Genomic DNA, 18,437 nt, shown 5'->3' with positions numbered 1-18,437 from the left:
AAAAGGATATCAATAAGTAGCCAATAAGTAACTACAATATTACTCGGGCAATAATTCGTCGAGCCACTTTTGCTCATATTCAAACAGATTATCATACTTGGTGGTTCTGATTTCTTGTAACCATTTCACAACATCAGGATCGTCGCTAGCCACACGATGGAGAAAAGATATACCATACATCAACTCACTTGTAGGATGTTGTCTACTTGCACGAGGTCTAGAAACGATAGATTTAACTCGTTTAAGAACTAGCTTGACTTGAGAAGGAGTACCATGTTTGGCAATAGCCTGCATAGCATTCCATTTGACAGAAGAGGATAAGTCTTTGGCTAAATGATGTTCAAAAATAGATAGATAATGCTTACCGTCAAATGCAGATAAGATATGAATACATAATGCACGAATATCCACTTTGTTGGAACGCAAATGAGGAACCAGATAAGGAGCAGCAATATATAGGTTTGCATCCTGAATAGCCAGAAGGATATAAAATAAATCAAGATGGTTTTTGGATATCGATAATAGTTCAATAAGGCGTTCACCAACAACTTCACGATCACAATGACCTAATATTTCGATAGCATTATGACGTACTGAAGCTTTTTTGGCATAAGACAAAGATAAGAATGGCGTAGCGTCTGGAACAAAGGGCACATAGGTAAAGGTGTGCAAAAGCATCATTTGTTCACGAGGAGGGATAGATTGGAAATACAATAACATTTTGTCTACCGCTCTTGTGCCTTGAGTATGACGTGCAAGATGACTCCATATAAAAAAGAGATGTTTACGATCATCTACTTGGGTTGTCTGTGTCCATACCGTGTCTACGATATCAATCCAATGTTCTTCTTTCAATTGCTGGGCTTCTTTGCGAGCTTTCCACCCTACACTATCGCCCGAACTTCTTACAGCTTGGCCATGTTCATCGGTTTTTACACTCATTCGATAGACTAGATCCTGTATGTAATCGATATGTTCCATGAAATAACCTCCTTTAAAATACATATTTCAAGTATACGTCAAATGGCGATCCATCGTGTATATCTTATTGTTCATTGTATTACATCAAAGTTAAGCGTAAGATAAACCTAATGAGCAAATATTTGTAAGCGCTTATTTATTGGAATGTGCTACTCAATAAACCAAAGAGGTGTTCAATATGCCAGCTCCAGAAATGATGCACGCGATAAGAGTTCATGCTTACGGCAATAGTGAAAAAATGCACTATGAGAACGTGCTAATGCCAAAGATTGAAGCGGATGAAGTATTGATTAAAGTTTCAGCGACAGCTTTTAATCCATTGGATCATCTGATTCGAATGGGTGTCGTGCAAGAAACATTCCCTCATAAATTGCCTTATATTCCGAATGTAGAAGTATCCGGTACGATTACTGAGATCGGTAAAGGCGTGAAGAATCTGAAAGTAGGCGAATCTGTTTTTGCTTTACTGAATATTCTATCTAATGGTGCAGCTGCCGAATATGTGGCGACCAAAGCAGAATATGTAGCGTCTGCACCCAAAAAGATCAAACTGCCCGAAGTAGCAGCTATCCCTGTTGGTGCATTAACAGCATGGCAAGCACTATTCGATCACGGTAAGCTAGAAAGTGGACAACGTGTCTTAATCGCTGGAGCCGCAGGTGGAGTCGGAACATTCGCGGTACAATTGGCGAAATGGAAAGGAGCATATGTCATCGGTACTGCATCCGAATCCAGTGTTCCTATGCTTAAAGAACTGGGTATTGATGAGACGATAGACTACAATCAAGAAATGGTCGAAGAACGAATCGAAGATAAGCTTGATCTTATTTTCAATCTTTCGCCAGAAGGTACAAATGAAGTGAGTAACTGGCTCCATTTACTACGCGAAGGTGGAACGTTCGTCTCCATCACCAGCCCAGCAGATGAAAAAGTAGCCAAAGAGTTAAAAGTGAATGTAGTCAATATGAGTGTTCAGCAAAGTGGCGAACAATTGGCTCAGATTGCGAAGCTTGTCGATGAAGGTGTACTCAAACCTATCATTGCTGAAAAAGTAAAACTTAAAGACCTTCCAGAACTTCATCATCGTGCAGAAGTGGGAACTGTTCGGAGTAAAGTGCTAATTACTGTAGCTGAGTAAGACATACTGATGTGATCTCAAATACTTAAAAGTATCCCCTTCATTATCGAAGGGGATTTTTATTATGAGTTAAAATTAGTATCAAATATATTGTAATTTAAATATTTATTAAAGAAATTGCATAAGTACTTAATAATTTAATCGAATATATAATTTGTAAACTAAATAAAATTAATCCATTAGTTACAAAAAAGATAAATATAAATAAAAGAAGGAAATTAAATGATGAATAAAGAACTAAGTCTTATAGACTAAAAGGAGTGATTAATAATTGTCAAAAAATCTAAATAAACAAAAAAATGATGATACGAAAACAAAATTAGGTGATATTTACCATTATTATATTGCTTTATCCTATTGTCTTGATCTTCAAGAAAATGAAACGATTTTAATTGAGAAATATGGAGATATATCTTTGGAATCTAATGAAAATTCATTAAATATGGAAGTTAAACATCATGCAGAAAAACATGAATTAAATGATAGAAACATTGATTTTTGGAAAACTCTAAAAAACTGGATATTTTATCATGAAAATATGAGGAATTTCAAAAAATTAATATTGTATACAACTTCTGAATTTGGATCAAAAAGTAGTTTGGAATTATGGAATTCAAGTACTACTGATGAAAGATTAAAAATTTTAAAAGAAATTGGAAAGGAAAAAAAAACAAAAGAGGATACTTTTCGACCTTTATATACATTTGTATTTCAACAAGAAACTGAAATTATATTATCTATTCTTGAAAAAATAGAGATATATACAAGTCAAACAAATATTGAAAGTATAGAAAAAAAGATAATGAAAAATAGTTTTTTTAAAAGTATTAAAGCAAAGGATAGACAATCTTTTGTAAAATATTTAATGGGATATATTCTAACTATGCCTACTAGTAAACCTTATAAATGGGAAATAACTTGTGAGTATTTTGAGTCAATTGCTTGTGACATTAGAGATAGATTTACCGAAAATTCAGGTGGATTGAAAGTACCTTTAGAAAATAGTATATCGAAAGAAGAAGAAGAAAACTTTAAAAATAGGAAATTTGTAAGGGAAATTGAAGAGATAAGATACGATAAGAAAATCGCTACCGCAATTTCTAATTATTGGAGAGCTCAAAATACCATTTTAAACTCAGCTATAGGAAATCCAATATTTAATGTAGATTTAGGTGAATTTCAAGAAGACATAAAAGAGACTCTAGAAGAGAATAAGTTATCTTTTAAAGATGATTGTGACGAATTAGATCAAGAAGATATAATCTTAAAATCAAAAAGGCTTTACGATAAAGCAATGGATATGCCAGTAAATAATTATTGCTCAATTAATCCTAATCGGCCATTTTTTCAAAAAGGAATTATTCATAAAGTGGTTGAAGAGAGAGGTTTCTCATGGCATATGATGAAATAGATAAGAAAGATTATCCTGAATATATAGATCATATACAAAATATAACTTACAATCCATTTTTCACAAGTAAAATCATTCATGCTTTTCTTACAGGTTATGGAGAAGCTGAAATTCCTTATAACATCATTTATATTGTTTTACCAATTGTTTATTATCTTCCTTCCCGAAAATTATTAATTGTTGCAAAAAATACTAGTACTTTAAGAAGTTTATTTGTGGATGATATAGCAAAGTCAATTGCATTAGGAGGTCTTCAAAATAGAATTCTTTATTTTTCAGATATAACTAATCATTCAATTATTGTTGCTGCAAACGAAGGGAAAATTCAATTGAATGAGAATGGATGTATAGTTCTCTCTAAAAAGTTAGATTATAAAAAAGTAATGAATAGGAATGTAAGAGAATTTCTAAGAGCTGCATATTATTTAGGAGTAATATGTTCTAAAATGAATATTTCTTATGTATATCGTTTACTGGGGGTAACACTATCATGAATGTTTTTATAAAATCAATTTTAATATTTAATGAATATGGTGAAAAAAGACATGTTGATTTAACTGATGGATTAAATATAATAACTGGAGAATCAAAAAGTGGTAAAAGCGCATTGTTAGAAATAATAGATTACTGCTTTGGAAGCGCTAAATCTAATATTCCAAAAGGGGAAGTTACTAAATTCGGTCATCTATTTGTAATTCTTCTAAAATTTCCAACGTATGAACTTGCCATAGCTCGAAAAAAATTTGAAAACGAAGGTAAGAAACAAATGTATTTATATCGAACCTCAGAAAATGTTGTGGCTAAAGATATTGCTATGGAAATTTTTAATGAAAATTATGTGATGAATTTGGAGCAGGCAAAAGTTGAATTAGGGAAAGAACTTGGGATATCTGTTATTAATTCAAACGAAAACATTGATTCTAATAGAAACGAACCAAGACCAACCATAAGAAACATGACTTCATATATGTTTCAACATCAAAATTTAGTGGCAAATAAATTTGCTTTATTTTATCGATTTGAAGACTCTCAAAAGAGAGAACAAACTATTAAACAATTTCCAGTTTTTGCTGGGTGGGTAGACCAAAATTATTATAACTACCGTTTGGAATTAGATGAACTTTTAAAACAACATAAAAGAAATGAAAAGTTAGATATATTATTTAATAAATCGAAAGAAAGAATACGAGAAGATTTAGTAAACACATTTAAAAGATATTATATGCTAGTTGGTAGTAATTTAGAAGATGATCTCTCTTTGTCTAAATTACTAAAATTAAGAAGTAATTTACCTGATTTCACGAAAGAAAGTTATTTATCTGATGAAATGGAGAGAACGTATACCCATCTTAAAAAGAAACGAGAAGAATTAAAACAAAATAGATATGATATTGAAACAAGTATCAGTAATCTTGAATTAAGTCAGGGGTATGGACAAACATATTCTTCAAGTTTAAAGTCACTTACAGCTATATTAAATCATTCATCAAATGAACATAATTCGTACAATTGTCCTGTATGCAAACAAGAAGTCAAATCTTTAACACAAAAAACTGTATCTCTTAAAGATTCAAAAAAATGGCTTATTGAAGAGTTAGCAAGTGTTAAAGGACATGGAAATGAATTTTACTTACAAATTCGGAACTTGAATTCAGAAAAAAATAAAATCAATATTAAAATTAGAAAAATTACAAATGAAATTAATAAAATTGAGTTGATAACTGAAAGATGGAAAAAAGACAAAGAATTAAATAATGAAGTTATATATGCAAAGGCAGAAATCGATATAGAATGCAAAAGAGCAGAAAAGCAACATTCTGATTTATATCAGAATGATAATATTGATATGCGAATTAAAGAACTCAATGAACTAATATTAAAATATAATTTAAAAAATTATGAGTCACAAGCACATAAATTTTTAAATGAAAATATAAGTCGAATTATTGAAAAATTGGATTTTGAGGAAGAGTTTAGACCAGCTAATATGAATTTTCAATTAGATACATTTGATTTATATCATTATGATAAAAAAAATAGAACTTCAGTATATTTAAGTGAAATGGGAAGTGGAGCCAATTGGCTAGCATGTCATATAAGTTTATTTATTAGTTTTCTTCATTTTTTTGCTTTACAAGAAAAGTCGACTATTCCATCTATTTTATTTCTTGATCAACCTAGCCAAGTTTATTTTCCAGAAAACACATACACTAATGCTATGGAAAAATCTAATGACATTCGGAAAGTAGAACAGGTATATAAAACAATTTTAGAGGAAATAGATTTAATTGCAGAAACTACTGGTTTTAAACCACAAGTTATTGTTACAGACCATGTAGGTGAATTAGATCTTGAAGAGTATAATTTTAAAAAGTATCTTCGTAAAAATTGGAGAGGAAATAATAACAAATTAATTTAGAAGAGAATAAAAAAGAGATACACTAATATACTAGTGTATCTCTTTTTTATTTTGAGAAAGTCTTGAAAATCTCATTAATAATATTCTTTATCATAGTAATTTGACTGACATTCTTATTCTCAAGTAAGATGGTTAACTCATTTAAAAGATTTTGCTTTTCTTCTAAATTATTCTCATCTGTTTCTTGATGAAATTCAAATAATTTAGAAAGTTCAATATCTAAAGCTTTAGAAATCTTTGCAATATTTTCAATAGTAATATTTCGTTCTCCACGCTCGACTCCGCCAATATAAGAAAAATGAAATCCGCATAATTCTCCTAATTGATCTTGAGATAATCCTTTAAGATTGCGATATTCTCTTATTTTACTTCCTAATTTAATCAAAACCTCATCCATATACAACACCTCTCTAAAAGAGTAGACAATAAATCACAAAGGTGTAAGGAATATATACGTACTATTAAATGATATTTATAAGTATTAATTGTTTTAAGAATAGAGTATAATAATAATACTTAAACATATTTAATTTTAGGAGGACATCTACATATGAAACAAATCTGGGTCGTTCCACATGAAAAACATTTGCAATATCATCATGACAAAGCCCTTCTAATCGACAATCATTACGCTATCGTAGGCAGTGGACATACAGCAGATTCTCATATTCATCTGGTACAGATTGAACCGACAGATCATAAGGATATTTATAGAGCCGTACATAGCCATCAATATATGAAAGTGGCTCATGGAACAGATTCTATAGAACAATTGGAAAAGGTAGTCCATCATTTGCAAACGATCTCCGCGTATACTTTACTAACTAAATGCTATAATATGGAAGAAAGTAATTTCGATATTAATATTAAATAAATGAATAAGTAGGGCAATAACTAAAGCTTTTGAGAAGACTTACATAGTGGGCAAATTGAATTTTAGATCGAAAAAGAAAGGGAGATTATACATGTTCAGAAGCAAACGTTCTAAAATTGTAATTATTGGCATCTTATTTATACTATGGTTGGTATTAGCTTTTGTAGTTCGCAATGCAAGTTCAGGTTGATTAGAAAGAGATTAAAGTCCAACACAGGATGTAATTACAAATCACAATAATTGATGAGAGGTCTTTGGCTTGTACGAGCTAAAGGCTTTTTAATATCCAATTCTTTAACACATAGAAATTTAAAATATTTTTCTTTACCGATCGTTCTCAATATGGTAGAGTTTAAATCAGAAAGTCGCTAACTAACCCTATTTAAAGAATGGTCGTACGCAAATAAGATATTCAAAGAAAAGTTTATTTTTTTGATATTTTTAGAACGATCATTCTTATATTTTTATGTTAGCAACCATTATCCTTTGTAAAGACTTATAAATGAATACAACGAACACGTTTTACTTTCACTTATCATATGAATAGGAGCTATAACAATGAAAAAAACGGTATTAATCACAGGCGTATCCGGTGGGATTGGAAAAGAATTAGCTGACCTTTTTGCTAGAGATGGTTATAACTTGGTATTGGTAGCACGTAATGAAGTCAAGCTACAAGAAATGGCGAAAGATTACAAGCAAAAGCATGGTACACACTCAATGATTATCGCCAAAGATGTCTCAGTAACAGGAGTTCCGCAAGCTGTTTTTGCAGAACTTCAGGAAAAAGGCATTATCGTAGATTATCTGATTAACAATGCTGGATTTGGCTTGTATGGTACTTTTTTAGAAACGGATTTGGAACAAGAAGTGAATATGATTGATATCAATATCAAAGCTTTGACCGTAATGACCAAGTTATTTTTACCGGATATGGTGAAGCGAGGGCATGGTGGGATCATGAATGTATCTTCTCTTGTTGGATTTTTCCCGGGGCCGCTTATGTCTGTCTATTATGCGTCCAAAGCATATGTATTATCTTTTACAGAAGCACTTGAAAATGAACTACGTGGAACTGGTGTAACCGTGACAGCATTATGCCCGGGGGTGACAGCAACTGGATTTTTCAATCGTTCTGGTATGGAAGAAGCTCCGCAAATGGAAAAAAGCGGTTCAGTTATGACTTCTAGTCAAGTAGCCAAAGAAGGGTATCGCGGATTTTTAAAAGGAGATACACTGATTATACCGGGAGTGCGCAATCGCCTATTGGCATTTATGCCCCGATTATTACCACGCAAATGGACAACACATCTCGTCAGATCAACGCAAGCTAAAAATACCCATTAATTGTTGTATTTTCAGATACAGAAGAGTAAGTATATGATGTCAGCAATCGTTAGAGTGTTTCCAAGAACTGGTTTTAAATACTCAATATCATTTTTAAAAATAATACTTTACCGATCGTTCTAGAAATGATATGCTTACTTTTAGTTAGACCAAGACGACGTTGTATACCAAATTTAGAACGATCGTTCTTGAATTATCAAAATACGATTAAAGGGAGAAATAATAATGAAATATACTGTGATTACAGGAGCAAGTTCAGGAATTGGTTATGAGAGCGCATTGGCATTTGCAGCTAAAGGCAAAAACTTAATTATCGTAGCAAGAAGAGTAGAGAAGCTGGAAGAACTTCAAGCCAAAATCAAAGAACTCTACCCAGCATTAGATGTTGTAGTCGTGGAGAGTGACCTTTCTATTACTCAGCAAGCCTATACGTTATATAACAGTCTGAAAAATTATGAAATTGAGACTTGGATCAACAATGCAGGACTTGGCGAAGGTTCTTTTATCGTCGATCAGAATCTAAGCAAAGTCGAAATGATGTTAAAAGTTAATATCGAATCGTTAACGATTCTTTCGACTCTGTATGTCAAAGATTATGCAGATGTTGAAGGTGCTCAATTAATCAATGTATCTTCAGCCCTTGGTTATGCGATTGCTGTCGGAAGTGTAGCTTACTCTGCTTCTAAATATTATGTCAGTGCATTTACAGAAGGTCTTGCCAAAGAATTAGAAATCAAAGGGGCTCATCTAAAAGCTAAAGTATTGGCTCCAGCGATCACTGAAACTGATTTTGTGAAAAATTCAAACGATATTGAAGAATATGATTACCAAGCCAATATGCCTAAGTACCACACAGCAAAAGAAATGGCTGGATTTATGTTGAATCTGTATGAAGGTACAGAGACTGTAGGTATTGTCGATACAAACTATCAATTTAATTTAACAGCACCGATCTACCCGGTCATTTCAGAATTTTAAATATCAAATCAATAGCATTTAGCTTATAACCTATCCAATATCGGAGGAATACAAATGGAAAAATTATGGACCCCCACAAAAATAGGAAATATGGAATTACAGCATCGACTAGCTATGGCACCGATGACACGCAGTAGAGCACAAGAAGATGGTACCCCTGGAGAGTTAGCCGCAGAGTATTATACGCAACGCGCTTCTTTGGGGCTTCTGATTACAGAAGGAGCACAGCCTTCAGACGATGGTCAAGGATACTTATGGTCACCCGGTATTTATACAGAACAACATATCGCAGGCTGGAAAAAAGTGATTGATTCTGTTCATGAAGCAGGCGGATATGTCTATATACAATTGATGCATGTTGGACGGATGTCACATCCTGAAAATACACCTCATCATCGTCAAGCCGTAGCGCCTTCTGCAATTGCTCCTGGCGTCGACATGTTTACAGCAAATGGTATGCAAAATATCCCTGTACCTCGTGAGTTGAGCCAAGAAGAGATTCAAATAACGATTCAAGAGTTCCGTCAAGCCGCGGCGGCTGCTATTGCAGCTGGAGCCGATGGCGTTGAGATTTATGGTGCGAACGGTTATCTGATTAATCAATTTATAGGCGAAAATTCAAATACACGTACTGATGAATATGGTGGTTCGATCGAAAATCGTGCTCGCTTTGCTATCGAAGTTGCCCAAGCCATTGTAGAGGAGATTGGAGCCGACAAAACAGGATTCCGTATTTCTCCACATACACCTCTTGGAGGTATTGAAGAAGGTGAACAGGGTCCTGATCTTTATCGTTACCTGACCAAAGAATTAGCACAATTCAATCTGGCTTATCTTCATATCATGCACCTTGGAAATGAAGAATTGTTAAAAGATATTCGATCTATATGGACGAATCCATTATTGGTTAATCGCGCAGGTCGAACTTTAGAAAATATAAGTGCAGATCTGGATAGCGGTCTAGCTGATCTTGTACCGGTTGGTGTATGGGCATTAGCTAATCCTGATTTGGTAGAAAGACTTCAAACAGGCGCACCACTAAATGAAGCAAACCCTGCTGCATTCTTTAGTGGAGGTAGCGAGGGTTACACGGATTATCCTACGTTAAAAGAATTAGAAAAACAAAAGAATTAGAAAAACAGTAACACAGTCATTCCTTTGATCTGCTTAAAGAGAGCGTACAATTTAAACCATGTACGCTCTCTATTATTCAATATTTTAATAAGTGTAAATAGGATTATTTAACATAAATAGTATATATTTGTATAATGCGACTAAAAACATAAATTCTAAAATGAATTTAAAAAGGATGTGTACTCATACATGAACAAAACAATGAAAGCTGCTCAGATCAGCAAGTATTCCAAGCAAATAGAAGCACAAGTGAATACGATTTCGATTCCAGATATTGAAGATCATGAAGTGCTGGTCAAAGTCAAAGCTGCCGCTGTGAATCCACTAGAAATGTTAATCATAACAGGTAGTGTCAAATTAATTCAAGACTATCCTTTTCCACTAACAATCGGTAATGAATTAGCAGGTGTGATTGAAAAAGTAGGCAAAAATGTACACGAATTTCAGGTAGGCGATGATATTTATACACGGTTACCTTTGAAAAAAATAGGCGCATTCGCAGAGTATGTAGCTGTAGATGCGGCGGCTATTGCACCCATGCCCAAAAATTTGTCTTATGCAGAAGGTTCAGCGGTAGCATTGACAGGACTTACTGCTTATCAAGGGCTACATGAAGAACTAGAAGCAAAATCAGGGCAGTCTGTGTTTATTCCCGGTGGATCTGGTAGTTTTGGACAAATCGCTGTATCTATCGCCAAAGCTATGGGATTAAAAGTTATTGTAAGCGGCAATGCACAGACACGCGAACGTACGTTACAGATTGGTGCAGATCAATATTTAGATTATACGAAAGAAAATTATGTAGACGTTCTAACGAATATTGATCATGTGATCGATGCTTTAGGACCGGAAGAGTTCGATAATGAATTACAAATTATGAAGCGTGGCGGACGATTACTTTCTCTTCGTACCGGGCCTAATAAACGTTTTGCTGAAGATCGTGGCTTTCCTTGGTGGAAACAAAAGCTTTTTGGTGCTGTTGGTGCGAGATACGATAACAAAGCGAAGAAGAAAGACATACAATATCGATTTATCTTTGTCCGCTCAGACAGTACACAATTGAAAGAAATTACTCAAATCGTTGAAACCAATCATATTGTTCCACTTCTTCATCCGCAGACATTTACGATCAACGATATCAATTATGCGTTAGAGCTTGTAGCTAATGGTCGACCAAAAGGTAAAGTTATTATACAATTCTGATACGTTCAGTTTTGTGGACTCTGGAAGCTGAATAGTTAGAGATCGAAGGAGGCTACAAATTGAATCATATAAGAATTGAATTGATTACAGAAGCAACCAAAGATTCTTTGCAATTACCTAATGAGACCTTTCAGATATTCGGTGAATTAGTCGTAACCAAGCCTAATGATCAATGGGAGTATCAAGAAAAGTACTTTGATCAGACGCAGGAGAAAACATTTCCAGAAGAAAATTATTCATTTGCCAAAATCTATCAGAATGGTTTTGCTATAGCTGCCTTTGATCAGGAGATCTGTGTTGGACTCGCTGTGTTTGAGATCCATTGGAATAAGTATTGTTATCTTAGTGATCTGAAAGTAAATCAAAACTATCGTAGAAGTGGTGTCTCTACAGATATGCTTGATTTGGGAATAGTCGTATCCAAAGAAAAAAATTGTAAAGGCTTGAGTACTATTGCCCAATCATATAATCTTGCTGCAAATAAATTCTATTTAAAATATGGTTTTGAGATCGGCGGTTTGAATACAAGAGATTACCATTTTACATCTGAACGAGGCAATTCTGATATCTATTATTATCTGGATTTTGAAGAATAATATCATGATTTAAAAAGATTAATACTATGATGTTAAAGGTTCAACAGTTTCTGTTAGGAATGAGTTGGGATCAATCTCACGTTTGCTGATCATTCACTTCAATGTATACTAAATAAGCGAGGTGAGCACAATGGCAAGGCATAAAGAATTTGAAATTAATGAAGTACTTGATAAAGCGATGTATCTATTCTGGTCCCAAGGTTATGAGAAAACGTCAATGCAAGAATTGGTTGATACGATGGGGATTCATCGTAGAAGTATCTATGATACATTTGGAGATAAACATGCGCTGTTTATTCAAGCGCTACAACGCTATCAACTTCTTCAGTCCCAACGACTGCAACATTTATTGGAACAGCAAGTTCCTGTTACAGATATCATTCGTATATTTCTGGAGACAACGGTTGATAATCAAGCATTACCGAAAGGCTGTCTAATGGTGAATTCTGGTGTAGAATTAGGTACACTCGATCCTGAAGTCTCTGCATTAGTAGAAGGTGCTTATACACACACTGAACAATGTTTGTTGGATCTACTGGTGGCAGGTCAAGGAAGTGGAGAGATCCAAGCAGACCTTGATGCTGAACTGCTGGCTCACTATTTTATGAATGCCTGGTTAGGTCTACGTACCACAGTGAAAACAGCTGTAGATCAGCAGAAATTAACAGATATTATAGATACCACGTTAAGGATTTTGAACAAATGAAATATCTAACCTTATAACTATAGCCTAACCATTTGCGATCGCGAGAGAGTCATAATGTTTCAGGCTTTTTTATTTGGTATACAATGTTTATATTACACGTTTGATAGAAAAGGAGGACAATATGACTTTTTTTGATCATAAAAGAGTTTGGCTAGTGACTGTAATTGTGATGTTACTGTTTATGTTAATACCTAATAGAGTACATATAACACGAAATTTCCCTTCAGATATTGTAAAGCAGTATCAGTTTGGTCAGTTTTCTTCTTTTTTAACATTGCAGACAAGTGATGATCTGACAGGATATGAAAATCTATGGTTTATCACTATGCATACAGAGAAAGTATATTTTAAAACAGATTCTTTTTTTGTATCATTAATAGGTTGCTATATTACAGCATATTTTCTAATAAAAGTGTGGCAAGTACTGCGTAATCGGTTAAGTGTAAAGTAAGCTGTATACATAACGACTAAGCTTGAGGTGAAATAATGGATTTTTTGATACAAATGCTTGTAGGTGCAGGAGTAGTCTTTATTATTTTTGGTTTTATGACGATCCAAACGAATCGTAAAAATAAGCGTAATCAACGTAAATAAACGGTAGATTTGATATTTTGCACTATAGGCTTTCTCTGTTATCTAGAGAAAGTCTTTTTGGTTTATTTTATGATCAATGTTGACTTGGAGAGTAATTTTAGTTAATAATAACTATATGTTAATAACAATAAGTGAATATCATTCGAACATATATCTGATTTATTTTGCTGAACACATTTAACCAATAAACGTAAATACTAATAATAGCTAATTCTAATACGGAGGTTATATTTATGTCTGATTCGCCAACTGATACGACGCCCATTCTTAACCATAAAGGTCTTACAGAAGAACAATTTCTGGAACAATATGATGCTGGTATATATGATCGACCTTCAGCTACAGTCGATATGCTGATTTTTACAGTGATGAATCAAGAGCAAGATAACTATCGCAAATTACCAGAAAAGTCATTGCAGTTGCTGATGATTCAACGTGGTGAACATCCATATATGGGGCAGTGGGCATTACCGGGTGGGTTCGTATCTATCGACGAAAGTCTGGATGAAGCGGCGGCTCGGGAATTGCGGAGTGAAACAAATCTAGAGCACATCTATATGGAGCAATTATACACATGGGGCGAAGTGAATCGTGATCCTCGCACACGGGTAATCAGTTGTTCTTATATGGCACTGGTCGATTCTACAACTCAGCAAGTACAAGCGGGAGAAGACGCAGACGATGCAAGATGGTTTAAGCTTAATTATCAGATTATGCAAGAGAAGAAAGTACGTTTACCCGATGGATGCGAGATTGAGCGGGATATTCGTATTCATTTACAGCATGGCGAACATGAATTATCTGGCTTGGTTCGAGTCACTCATGTCTATCGAGGTACGATTAACGATGTACGCTGGGAAGTAATAGAGAGCGAAGGAATCGCTTTTGATCATGCCAAAATGATTGCTTATGGTGTAGAACGTTTGCGTAGCAAAATTGAGTATACCGATATTGCTTTTAATTTGATGCCACCGTTATTTACATTATCTGCATTACAACAAGTCTATGAAATTATTTTGGATCGAGAGTTATTAGCACCTGCATTTCGCCGTAAAATCGCTTCACAAGTGATAGCTACGAATGAATATACCAAAGATGCAGGACATCGACCGTCCCAACTGTTTCGTTTTCGTCCCGCTTGGGAAGAGGTCATCAAATAACGTCTGGATCAAGAAAAGAGGAATCATACAATGAGTAGATCAAGCTCTCAATCTGAACGCTTTTTATTTTTTTACCGAGATGCCTCTCCATTCTCTCAATGGTATCCAGCTTCTTTTGAGTTGGAAGGGCAGCAATTTACATCAGCAGAACAATATATGATGTATGGCAAAGCTCAATTATTCGGTGATCGGGATATCGCTGCACGTATTTTATAAGCGGATCATCCACGTCAGCAAAAAGCGTTAGGCAGACAGATTCAACGATTTGATGATGAGCTTTGGAATCGAGAAGCCAAAAATATCGTATACCGTGGCAATCATGCCAAGTTTACGCAGAACCCGGAATTATTACTGGTACTGTTAGCCACAGCTGGACAGACTTTAGTCGAAGCCAGTCCAACTGATCGTATCTGGGGTATTGGATTATCTGAAGATGATCCTCGTATCCATCAGCGAGCAACATGGCGGGGAACGAATTGGCTAGGCGAAGTTTTAACACAATTGCGAGAAGGTTTATTGTCTCAAGTCTAACTAGAAATAGAGAAGTAAGGAGTTGCCAATCATGACATCACGAGAAGTTCGCTCCAAGTGGGCGCAAGAAACATTAGATATTTTAGAACGAGGTCATTACAAAGTACTATCAGGTAAACAGATTGAGATCAAGTCAGAGATTGAATATACTATCAATCATTCTGTTCTGTATACACCTGAAAAATTACCAACAGTCAAAGAAAAAGTAGTCGCAAAGATCAACACTCTTTTACAACATACAACTCATATAGGAAATCCAAATCCAGCAGATTTATTACAACCGGAAGAGTCGTCATTGTCGGATGATGAGCGCTGTGCGTCAAAGATTATTGTAAATCCTTATTCAACGCTCAAAGCAGTTGAACAACTCACCATGAGACAACAACGTGACAAAGTCGCTTGTCTCAATTTTGCTTCTGCACGTAATCCTGGTGGTGGCTTTCTAGGAGGAAGTCAGGCGCAAGAAGAAAGTCTAGCACGTTCTTCTTCTCTGTATCCGAGTCAGATTCAAATGACTGAAATGTATGACTATAATCGTAAGCAAAAAAGTTGTCTGTATTCAGACTATATGATCTACTCACCACAAGTAACGGTCTTTCGGGAAGACGATGGTTCGCTGAGAGCACAGACCTATCAAGTATCTATGATTACTGCACCAGCTGTTAATGCAGGTGTAGTCAGAGAACGTGAACCTGCAAATGTAAATCGAATCGGTGAAGTGATGTTAGAACGTATTCGCTATATTTTGGCTGTAGCCGCAGAGCAGGGAGACGAGTATCTGGTATTAGGGGCATTCGGATGTGGTGTATTTCGCAATGATCCGCACGAAGTAGCAGCGTGGTTCCGTCAAGTGCTACTAGAAGAAAAATATGCACTCTTATTTAAACAGATTGTTTTTGCTGTGTATGATCGATCCCCCAAGAAGCATGTTATTCAAGCTTTTGAGAAAGTATTTTCACTATAATGAGCGGATGGATTCAGCCAATCTCCATAGATAAAGTTCAAGTCTTATATATCTCAAAGCATACCAAAGTGGCTTGTCCATCATAAGGTATGCTTTTTATTTTTTGAAAGTAACTTATAAATTAAACTAAACAATTTAACTAACTCTCCGATATAATCCATATAGTACCAAAAAAGTATAATAACACTTATAATGTAAAGGGGTATACTCATGAAAAAAATGAACAAAGCATGTTCAGGATTAATCGCATTATCATTATTAGCAGGATTAACAGTAGCTGTTGCACCAACGGTTCAAGCACAATCCAGTCAAGCTGGAAGTTATGTGAATACCAAATCCAAAACAGTCTTTTACAAAAACTGTAGCGCTGTTCGCAAAGCAGGTAAAGCGCCTTTGTATAAAGGAGAGCCAGGATACCGTTTAAAATTAGATCGTGATAAAGACGGCGTAGCTTGCGAATAGTCTATAGCTTTTTTATATTAAAATAAAAAAAGAACCTTTGTCCTCCTCTTAGGGAGCAAAGGTTCCTTTTTATTTAATGGTGAATGTAATGCAGTCTTTAATTATTTAGTAAGTACCTTTTTTTCTCCATCTACGAATACGTTCCCATTTTTAAAAATATATAGTCCACTTTTTCCTGTTCCAATAATATTATTGCGATTAAAATTAATTGTACCCATCGTTCCGCTACCTAATGTACCGAAAACATACTTACCTGCTTCACTAATTGTATTATCATTAAATGTTACATTATCGATTTTTCCCGGTCCTGTAGTTACCAAAAGGCTTGGATGACCACCGCCTAGATTAGTAGCAGTAGAATTTAGTGTGTTGTTATTAACAGTAACTTGATTGACATCTTGAGTATTATAATCGCCCGCTTCTGTAGCCACTAAAATTCCAGCCATGTAAGTATTTTGAATAGAGTTCCCTTCAATCAATACATCATGACCGCCTACAACAGAAATACCACGTGCTTCTGTACTACCATTAACTTGATTGTTAAGAATTTTTACGTCATGAGTAGGCAGTAATTTGCCTGAGCTATCTTTATCATCACCGTAGCTAACAACAGCAATCATATCGTCCAGAGTACGATTGACCTTATTATTTGCAATCGTAATATTATAACTCCCATCAGTTGTATGAATACCATCTGCTCCTGTGTCTTGTACAATGTTATTTGTAATCGTTCCTTGATTAGCTTGACCTCTTATTAACATTCCAGCAGCACTCGATTTGTCTACAGTCACATGATCAATCGTAAAGTTAGTTGCGCCATGTACAGTAATACTGTTTTTCTCATTCGCACCATTGCCACGTTCAACGGTCGTCTGATACGTATGGGTCAATTGGCGAAGAGCAGGGCTGGTTCCAGACAGATCAATCGAGCCATTGTTAGGATCAGTAGAAGTCAGGATAGAGCTATCTTGAGATTCTCCATGAATGGCTACACTATCTACTTTAAGAATTTGACTTAGTGTAAAATTGCCTGTCGGTACATAGACTTCTTTTCCTTGTTTTTTAGCTTCTGTAATTGTTTTGGTAATCGCAGCGTAATCATCTTTGCCGTCATTGGGGATAGCTCCAAAATCGACTATCGATAGATACGGATTGTCTGGAGTGGTATACGTAATCGTTGGATTCCATAGGGTATGATCGAAGCTGATCGACTGTACTTTATTGATTACAAAATGAATTTGTGTGCCTTTGACCACTGGAATTTGAGTAACTCCGGTAGGGTTTTGGTCAGCAGTCGTTGTAATTTTTTGCGTCCACAAAGTAGTATTATCTTTTTTGATCGTAGCTTGGATACCATCGCCATCTGCGGAGCCTTTAGTGATACTTCCAGAGATCGTGATCGTGCCTGTACCTGGAGATATCCATGTACGAACAGCATCAGCAGTATTGCCGGGATGCTGAGCATTAGCAGAAACCCATGGATAACTTTGATTCAAATTCCAACGACTCGCACCCGTATTGTAAGTGAGATTAGAGTATGTATTGCCAGACCCTTGTTGATAATACCAATTATGTTGTCCTTGTGTGGTAGCAAAGTCGCTAGATGCTTGATAAGACGTAGAAGCAGCATCTACCTGAGCAGGAATCTGGTTCCATCCCAATAACATTACCGATAATATACTTATACCTATCTGCCTCTTTTTCATGACACAGCCCCCTAATAATGTTAATTCATAGTATAATCCCATAATTTAGGATCATATAATAAATTAACCAACTCTCTAAAAAGGTAAACTTACTTAATAAGTTAAGTGAATATATCCTATTCCGTAGTTGTATCCATATCATTTAAGTTTTATAGCAATCCAAAAAGGCGAATCTAAAGATTCACCTTTGGAGTCATATATTGATTTAGCAGATTTATCGAACAGAATCAGCA

General features: G+C 35.0%; 17 protein-coding genes and 2 pseudogenes. 16 read left to right on the top strand and 3 right to left on the bottom strand.

Features of this window, described 5'->3' with window-relative positions:
* Window positions 1-39 precede the first annotated feature (39 nt).
* Window positions 40-981, bottom strand: a complete 942-nt coding sequence (locus PO903_RS18870) for a HEAT repeat domain-containing protein (RefSeq protein WP_273594292.1) — start codon at window positions 979-981, stop codon at window positions 40-42.
* Window positions 982-1,159: 178 nt separating this feature from the next.
* Between PO903_RS18870 and PO903_RS18865 the strand changes: the two genes are divergently transcribed.
* The 4 genes from PO903_RS18865 to PO903_RS18850 all read left to right on the top strand — a co-directional run bounded on the left by PO903_RS18865 (window position 1,160) and on the right by PO903_RS18850 (window position 5,949).
* Window positions 1,160-2,119: an NADP-dependent oxidoreductase gene (locus PO903_RS18865; protein WP_273594291.1), complete on the top strand. Its 960-nt coding sequence runs from the start codon at window positions 1,160-1,162 to the stop codon at window positions 2,117-2,119.
* A 271-nt stretch (window positions 2,120-2,390) separates the two neighbouring features.
* A complete protein-coding gene (locus PO903_RS18860) occupies window positions 2,391-3,530 on the top strand; it encodes an ABC-three component system protein (RefSeq protein WP_273594290.1) in 1,140 nt (379 codons plus the stop codon).
* Window positions 3,512-4,024, top strand: coding sequence for a three component ABC system middle component (locus PO903_RS18855; RefSeq protein ID WP_273594289.1), 513 nt, complete (start codon window positions 3,512-3,514; stop codon window positions 4,022-4,024). Before PO903_RS18860 ends, PO903_RS18855 begins: the two co-directional genes overlap by 19 nt.
* Complete coding sequence (locus PO903_RS18850; protein WP_273594288.1) at window positions 4,021-5,949, top strand: DUF3732 domain-containing protein; 1,929 nt, start codon at window positions 4,021-4,023, stop codon at window positions 5,947-5,949. Before PO903_RS18855 ends, PO903_RS18850 begins: the two co-directional genes overlap by 4 nt.
* A 46-nt stretch (window positions 5,950-5,995) precedes the next feature.
* Here the strand turns inward: PO903_RS18850 and PO903_RS18845 are convergent, their stop codons facing one another.
* On the bottom strand, window positions 5,996-6,346 hold the full coding sequence (locus PO903_RS18845; RefSeq protein WP_273594287.1) for a helix-turn-helix domain-containing protein: 351 nt from the start codon (window positions 6,344-6,346) through the stop codon (window positions 5,996-5,998).
* Between the two features lie 153 nt (window positions 6,347-6,499).
* Here PO903_RS18845 and PO903_RS18840 point away from each other — a divergent pair, with 153 nt between their 5' ends.
* From PO903_RS18840 to PO903_RS18785, 12 genes and pseudogenes are all read left to right on the top strand, one after another.
* Complete coding sequence (locus PO903_RS18840) at window positions 6,500-6,823, top strand: hypothetical protein (RefSeq protein ID WP_273594286.1); 324 nt, start codon at window positions 6,500-6,502, stop codon at window positions 6,821-6,823.
* Between the two features lie 558 nt (window positions 6,824-7,381).
* Window positions 7,382-8,170, top strand: coding sequence for an SDR family NAD(P)-dependent oxidoreductase (locus tag PO903_RS18835; RefSeq protein WP_273594285.1), 789 nt, complete (start codon window positions 7,382-7,384; stop codon window positions 8,168-8,170).
* A gap of 225 nt (window positions 8,171-8,395) precedes the next feature.
* Window positions 8,396-9,148: an SDR family NAD(P)-dependent oxidoreductase gene (locus PO903_RS18830; RefSeq protein WP_273594284.1), complete on the top strand. Its 753-nt coding sequence runs from the start codon at window positions 8,396-8,398 to the stop codon at window positions 9,146-9,148.
* 54 nt (window positions 9,149-9,202) lie between these two features.
* Complete coding sequence (locus tag PO903_RS18825; RefSeq protein WP_273594283.1) at window positions 9,203-10,282, top strand: alkene reductase; 1,080 nt, start codon at window positions 9,203-9,205, stop codon at window positions 10,280-10,282.
* Window positions 10,283-10,471: 189 nt separating this feature from the next.
* Window positions 10,472-11,485 carry an NADP-dependent oxidoreductase gene (locus PO903_RS18820; protein ID WP_273594282.1) on the top strand — a complete coding sequence of 338 codons (1,014 nt, stop codon included), beginning with the start codon at window positions 10,472-10,474 and terminating at the stop codon, window positions 11,483-11,485.
* Between the two features lie 59 nt (window positions 11,486-11,544).
* Complete coding sequence (locus tag PO903_RS18815; RefSeq protein WP_241669447.1) at window positions 11,545-12,081, top strand: GNAT family N-acetyltransferase; 537 nt, start codon at window positions 11,545-11,547, stop codon at window positions 12,079-12,081.
* A gap of 130 nt (window positions 12,082-12,211) precedes the next feature.
* The gene (locus PO903_RS18810) at window positions 12,212-12,787 is read left to right on the top strand and encodes a TetR/AcrR family transcriptional regulator (protein ID WP_273594281.1); all 576 of its coding nucleotides are present in this window, start codon (window positions 12,212-12,214) and stop codon (window positions 12,785-12,787) included.
* Window positions 12,788-12,908: 121 nt separating this feature from the next.
* Window positions 12,909-13,238, top strand: a complete 330-nt coding sequence (locus tag PO903_RS18805) for a hypothetical protein (protein ID WP_069328759.1) — start codon at window positions 12,909-12,911, stop codon at window positions 13,236-13,238.
* A gap of 376 nt (window positions 13,239-13,614) precedes the next feature.
* The gene (locus PO903_RS18800) at window positions 13,615-14,541 is read left to right on the top strand and encodes an NUDIX hydrolase (protein ID WP_273594280.1); all 927 of its coding nucleotides are present in this window, start codon (window positions 13,615-13,617) and stop codon (window positions 14,539-14,541) included.
* A 30-nt stretch (window positions 14,542-14,571) separates the two neighbouring features.
* Window positions 14,572-15,072: pseudogene (gene ybiA / locus PO903_RS18795) on the top strand (riboflavin biosynthesis intermediates N-glycosidase).
* Window positions 15,073-15,103: 31 nt separating this feature from the next.
* Window positions 15,104-16,036 carry a TIGR02452 family protein gene (locus PO903_RS18790; protein ID WP_273594279.1) on the top strand — a complete coding sequence of 311 codons (933 nt, stop codon included), beginning with the start codon at window positions 15,104-15,106 and terminating at the stop codon, window positions 16,034-16,036.
* 294 nt (window positions 16,037-16,330) lie between these two features.
* Window positions 16,331-16,498, top strand: a pseudogene (locus tag PO903_RS18785) (excalibur calcium-binding domain-containing protein); the annotation flags it as partial.
* Between the two features lie 101 nt (window positions 16,499-16,599).
* Here PO903_RS18785 and PO903_RS18780 read toward each other — a convergent pair.
* Entirely contained in the window at window positions 16,600-18,204 is a 1,605-nt protein-coding gene (locus tag PO903_RS18780; protein ID WP_273594278.1) for a right-handed parallel beta-helix repeat-containing protein, read from the bottom strand.
* Between the last annotated feature and the right edge of the window lie 233 nt (window positions 18,205-18,437).

Origin of the sequence: Paenibacillus sp. PK4536 (assembly GCF_028594455.2) — a bacterium.
Lineage (GTDB): Bacteria > Bacillota > Bacilli > Paenibacillales > Paenibacillaceae > Saccharibacillus > Saccharibacillus nuruki.
Note: the sequence above shows the minus strand (reverse complement) of the source record. Positions and strands in the feature narration are given on the sequence as shown.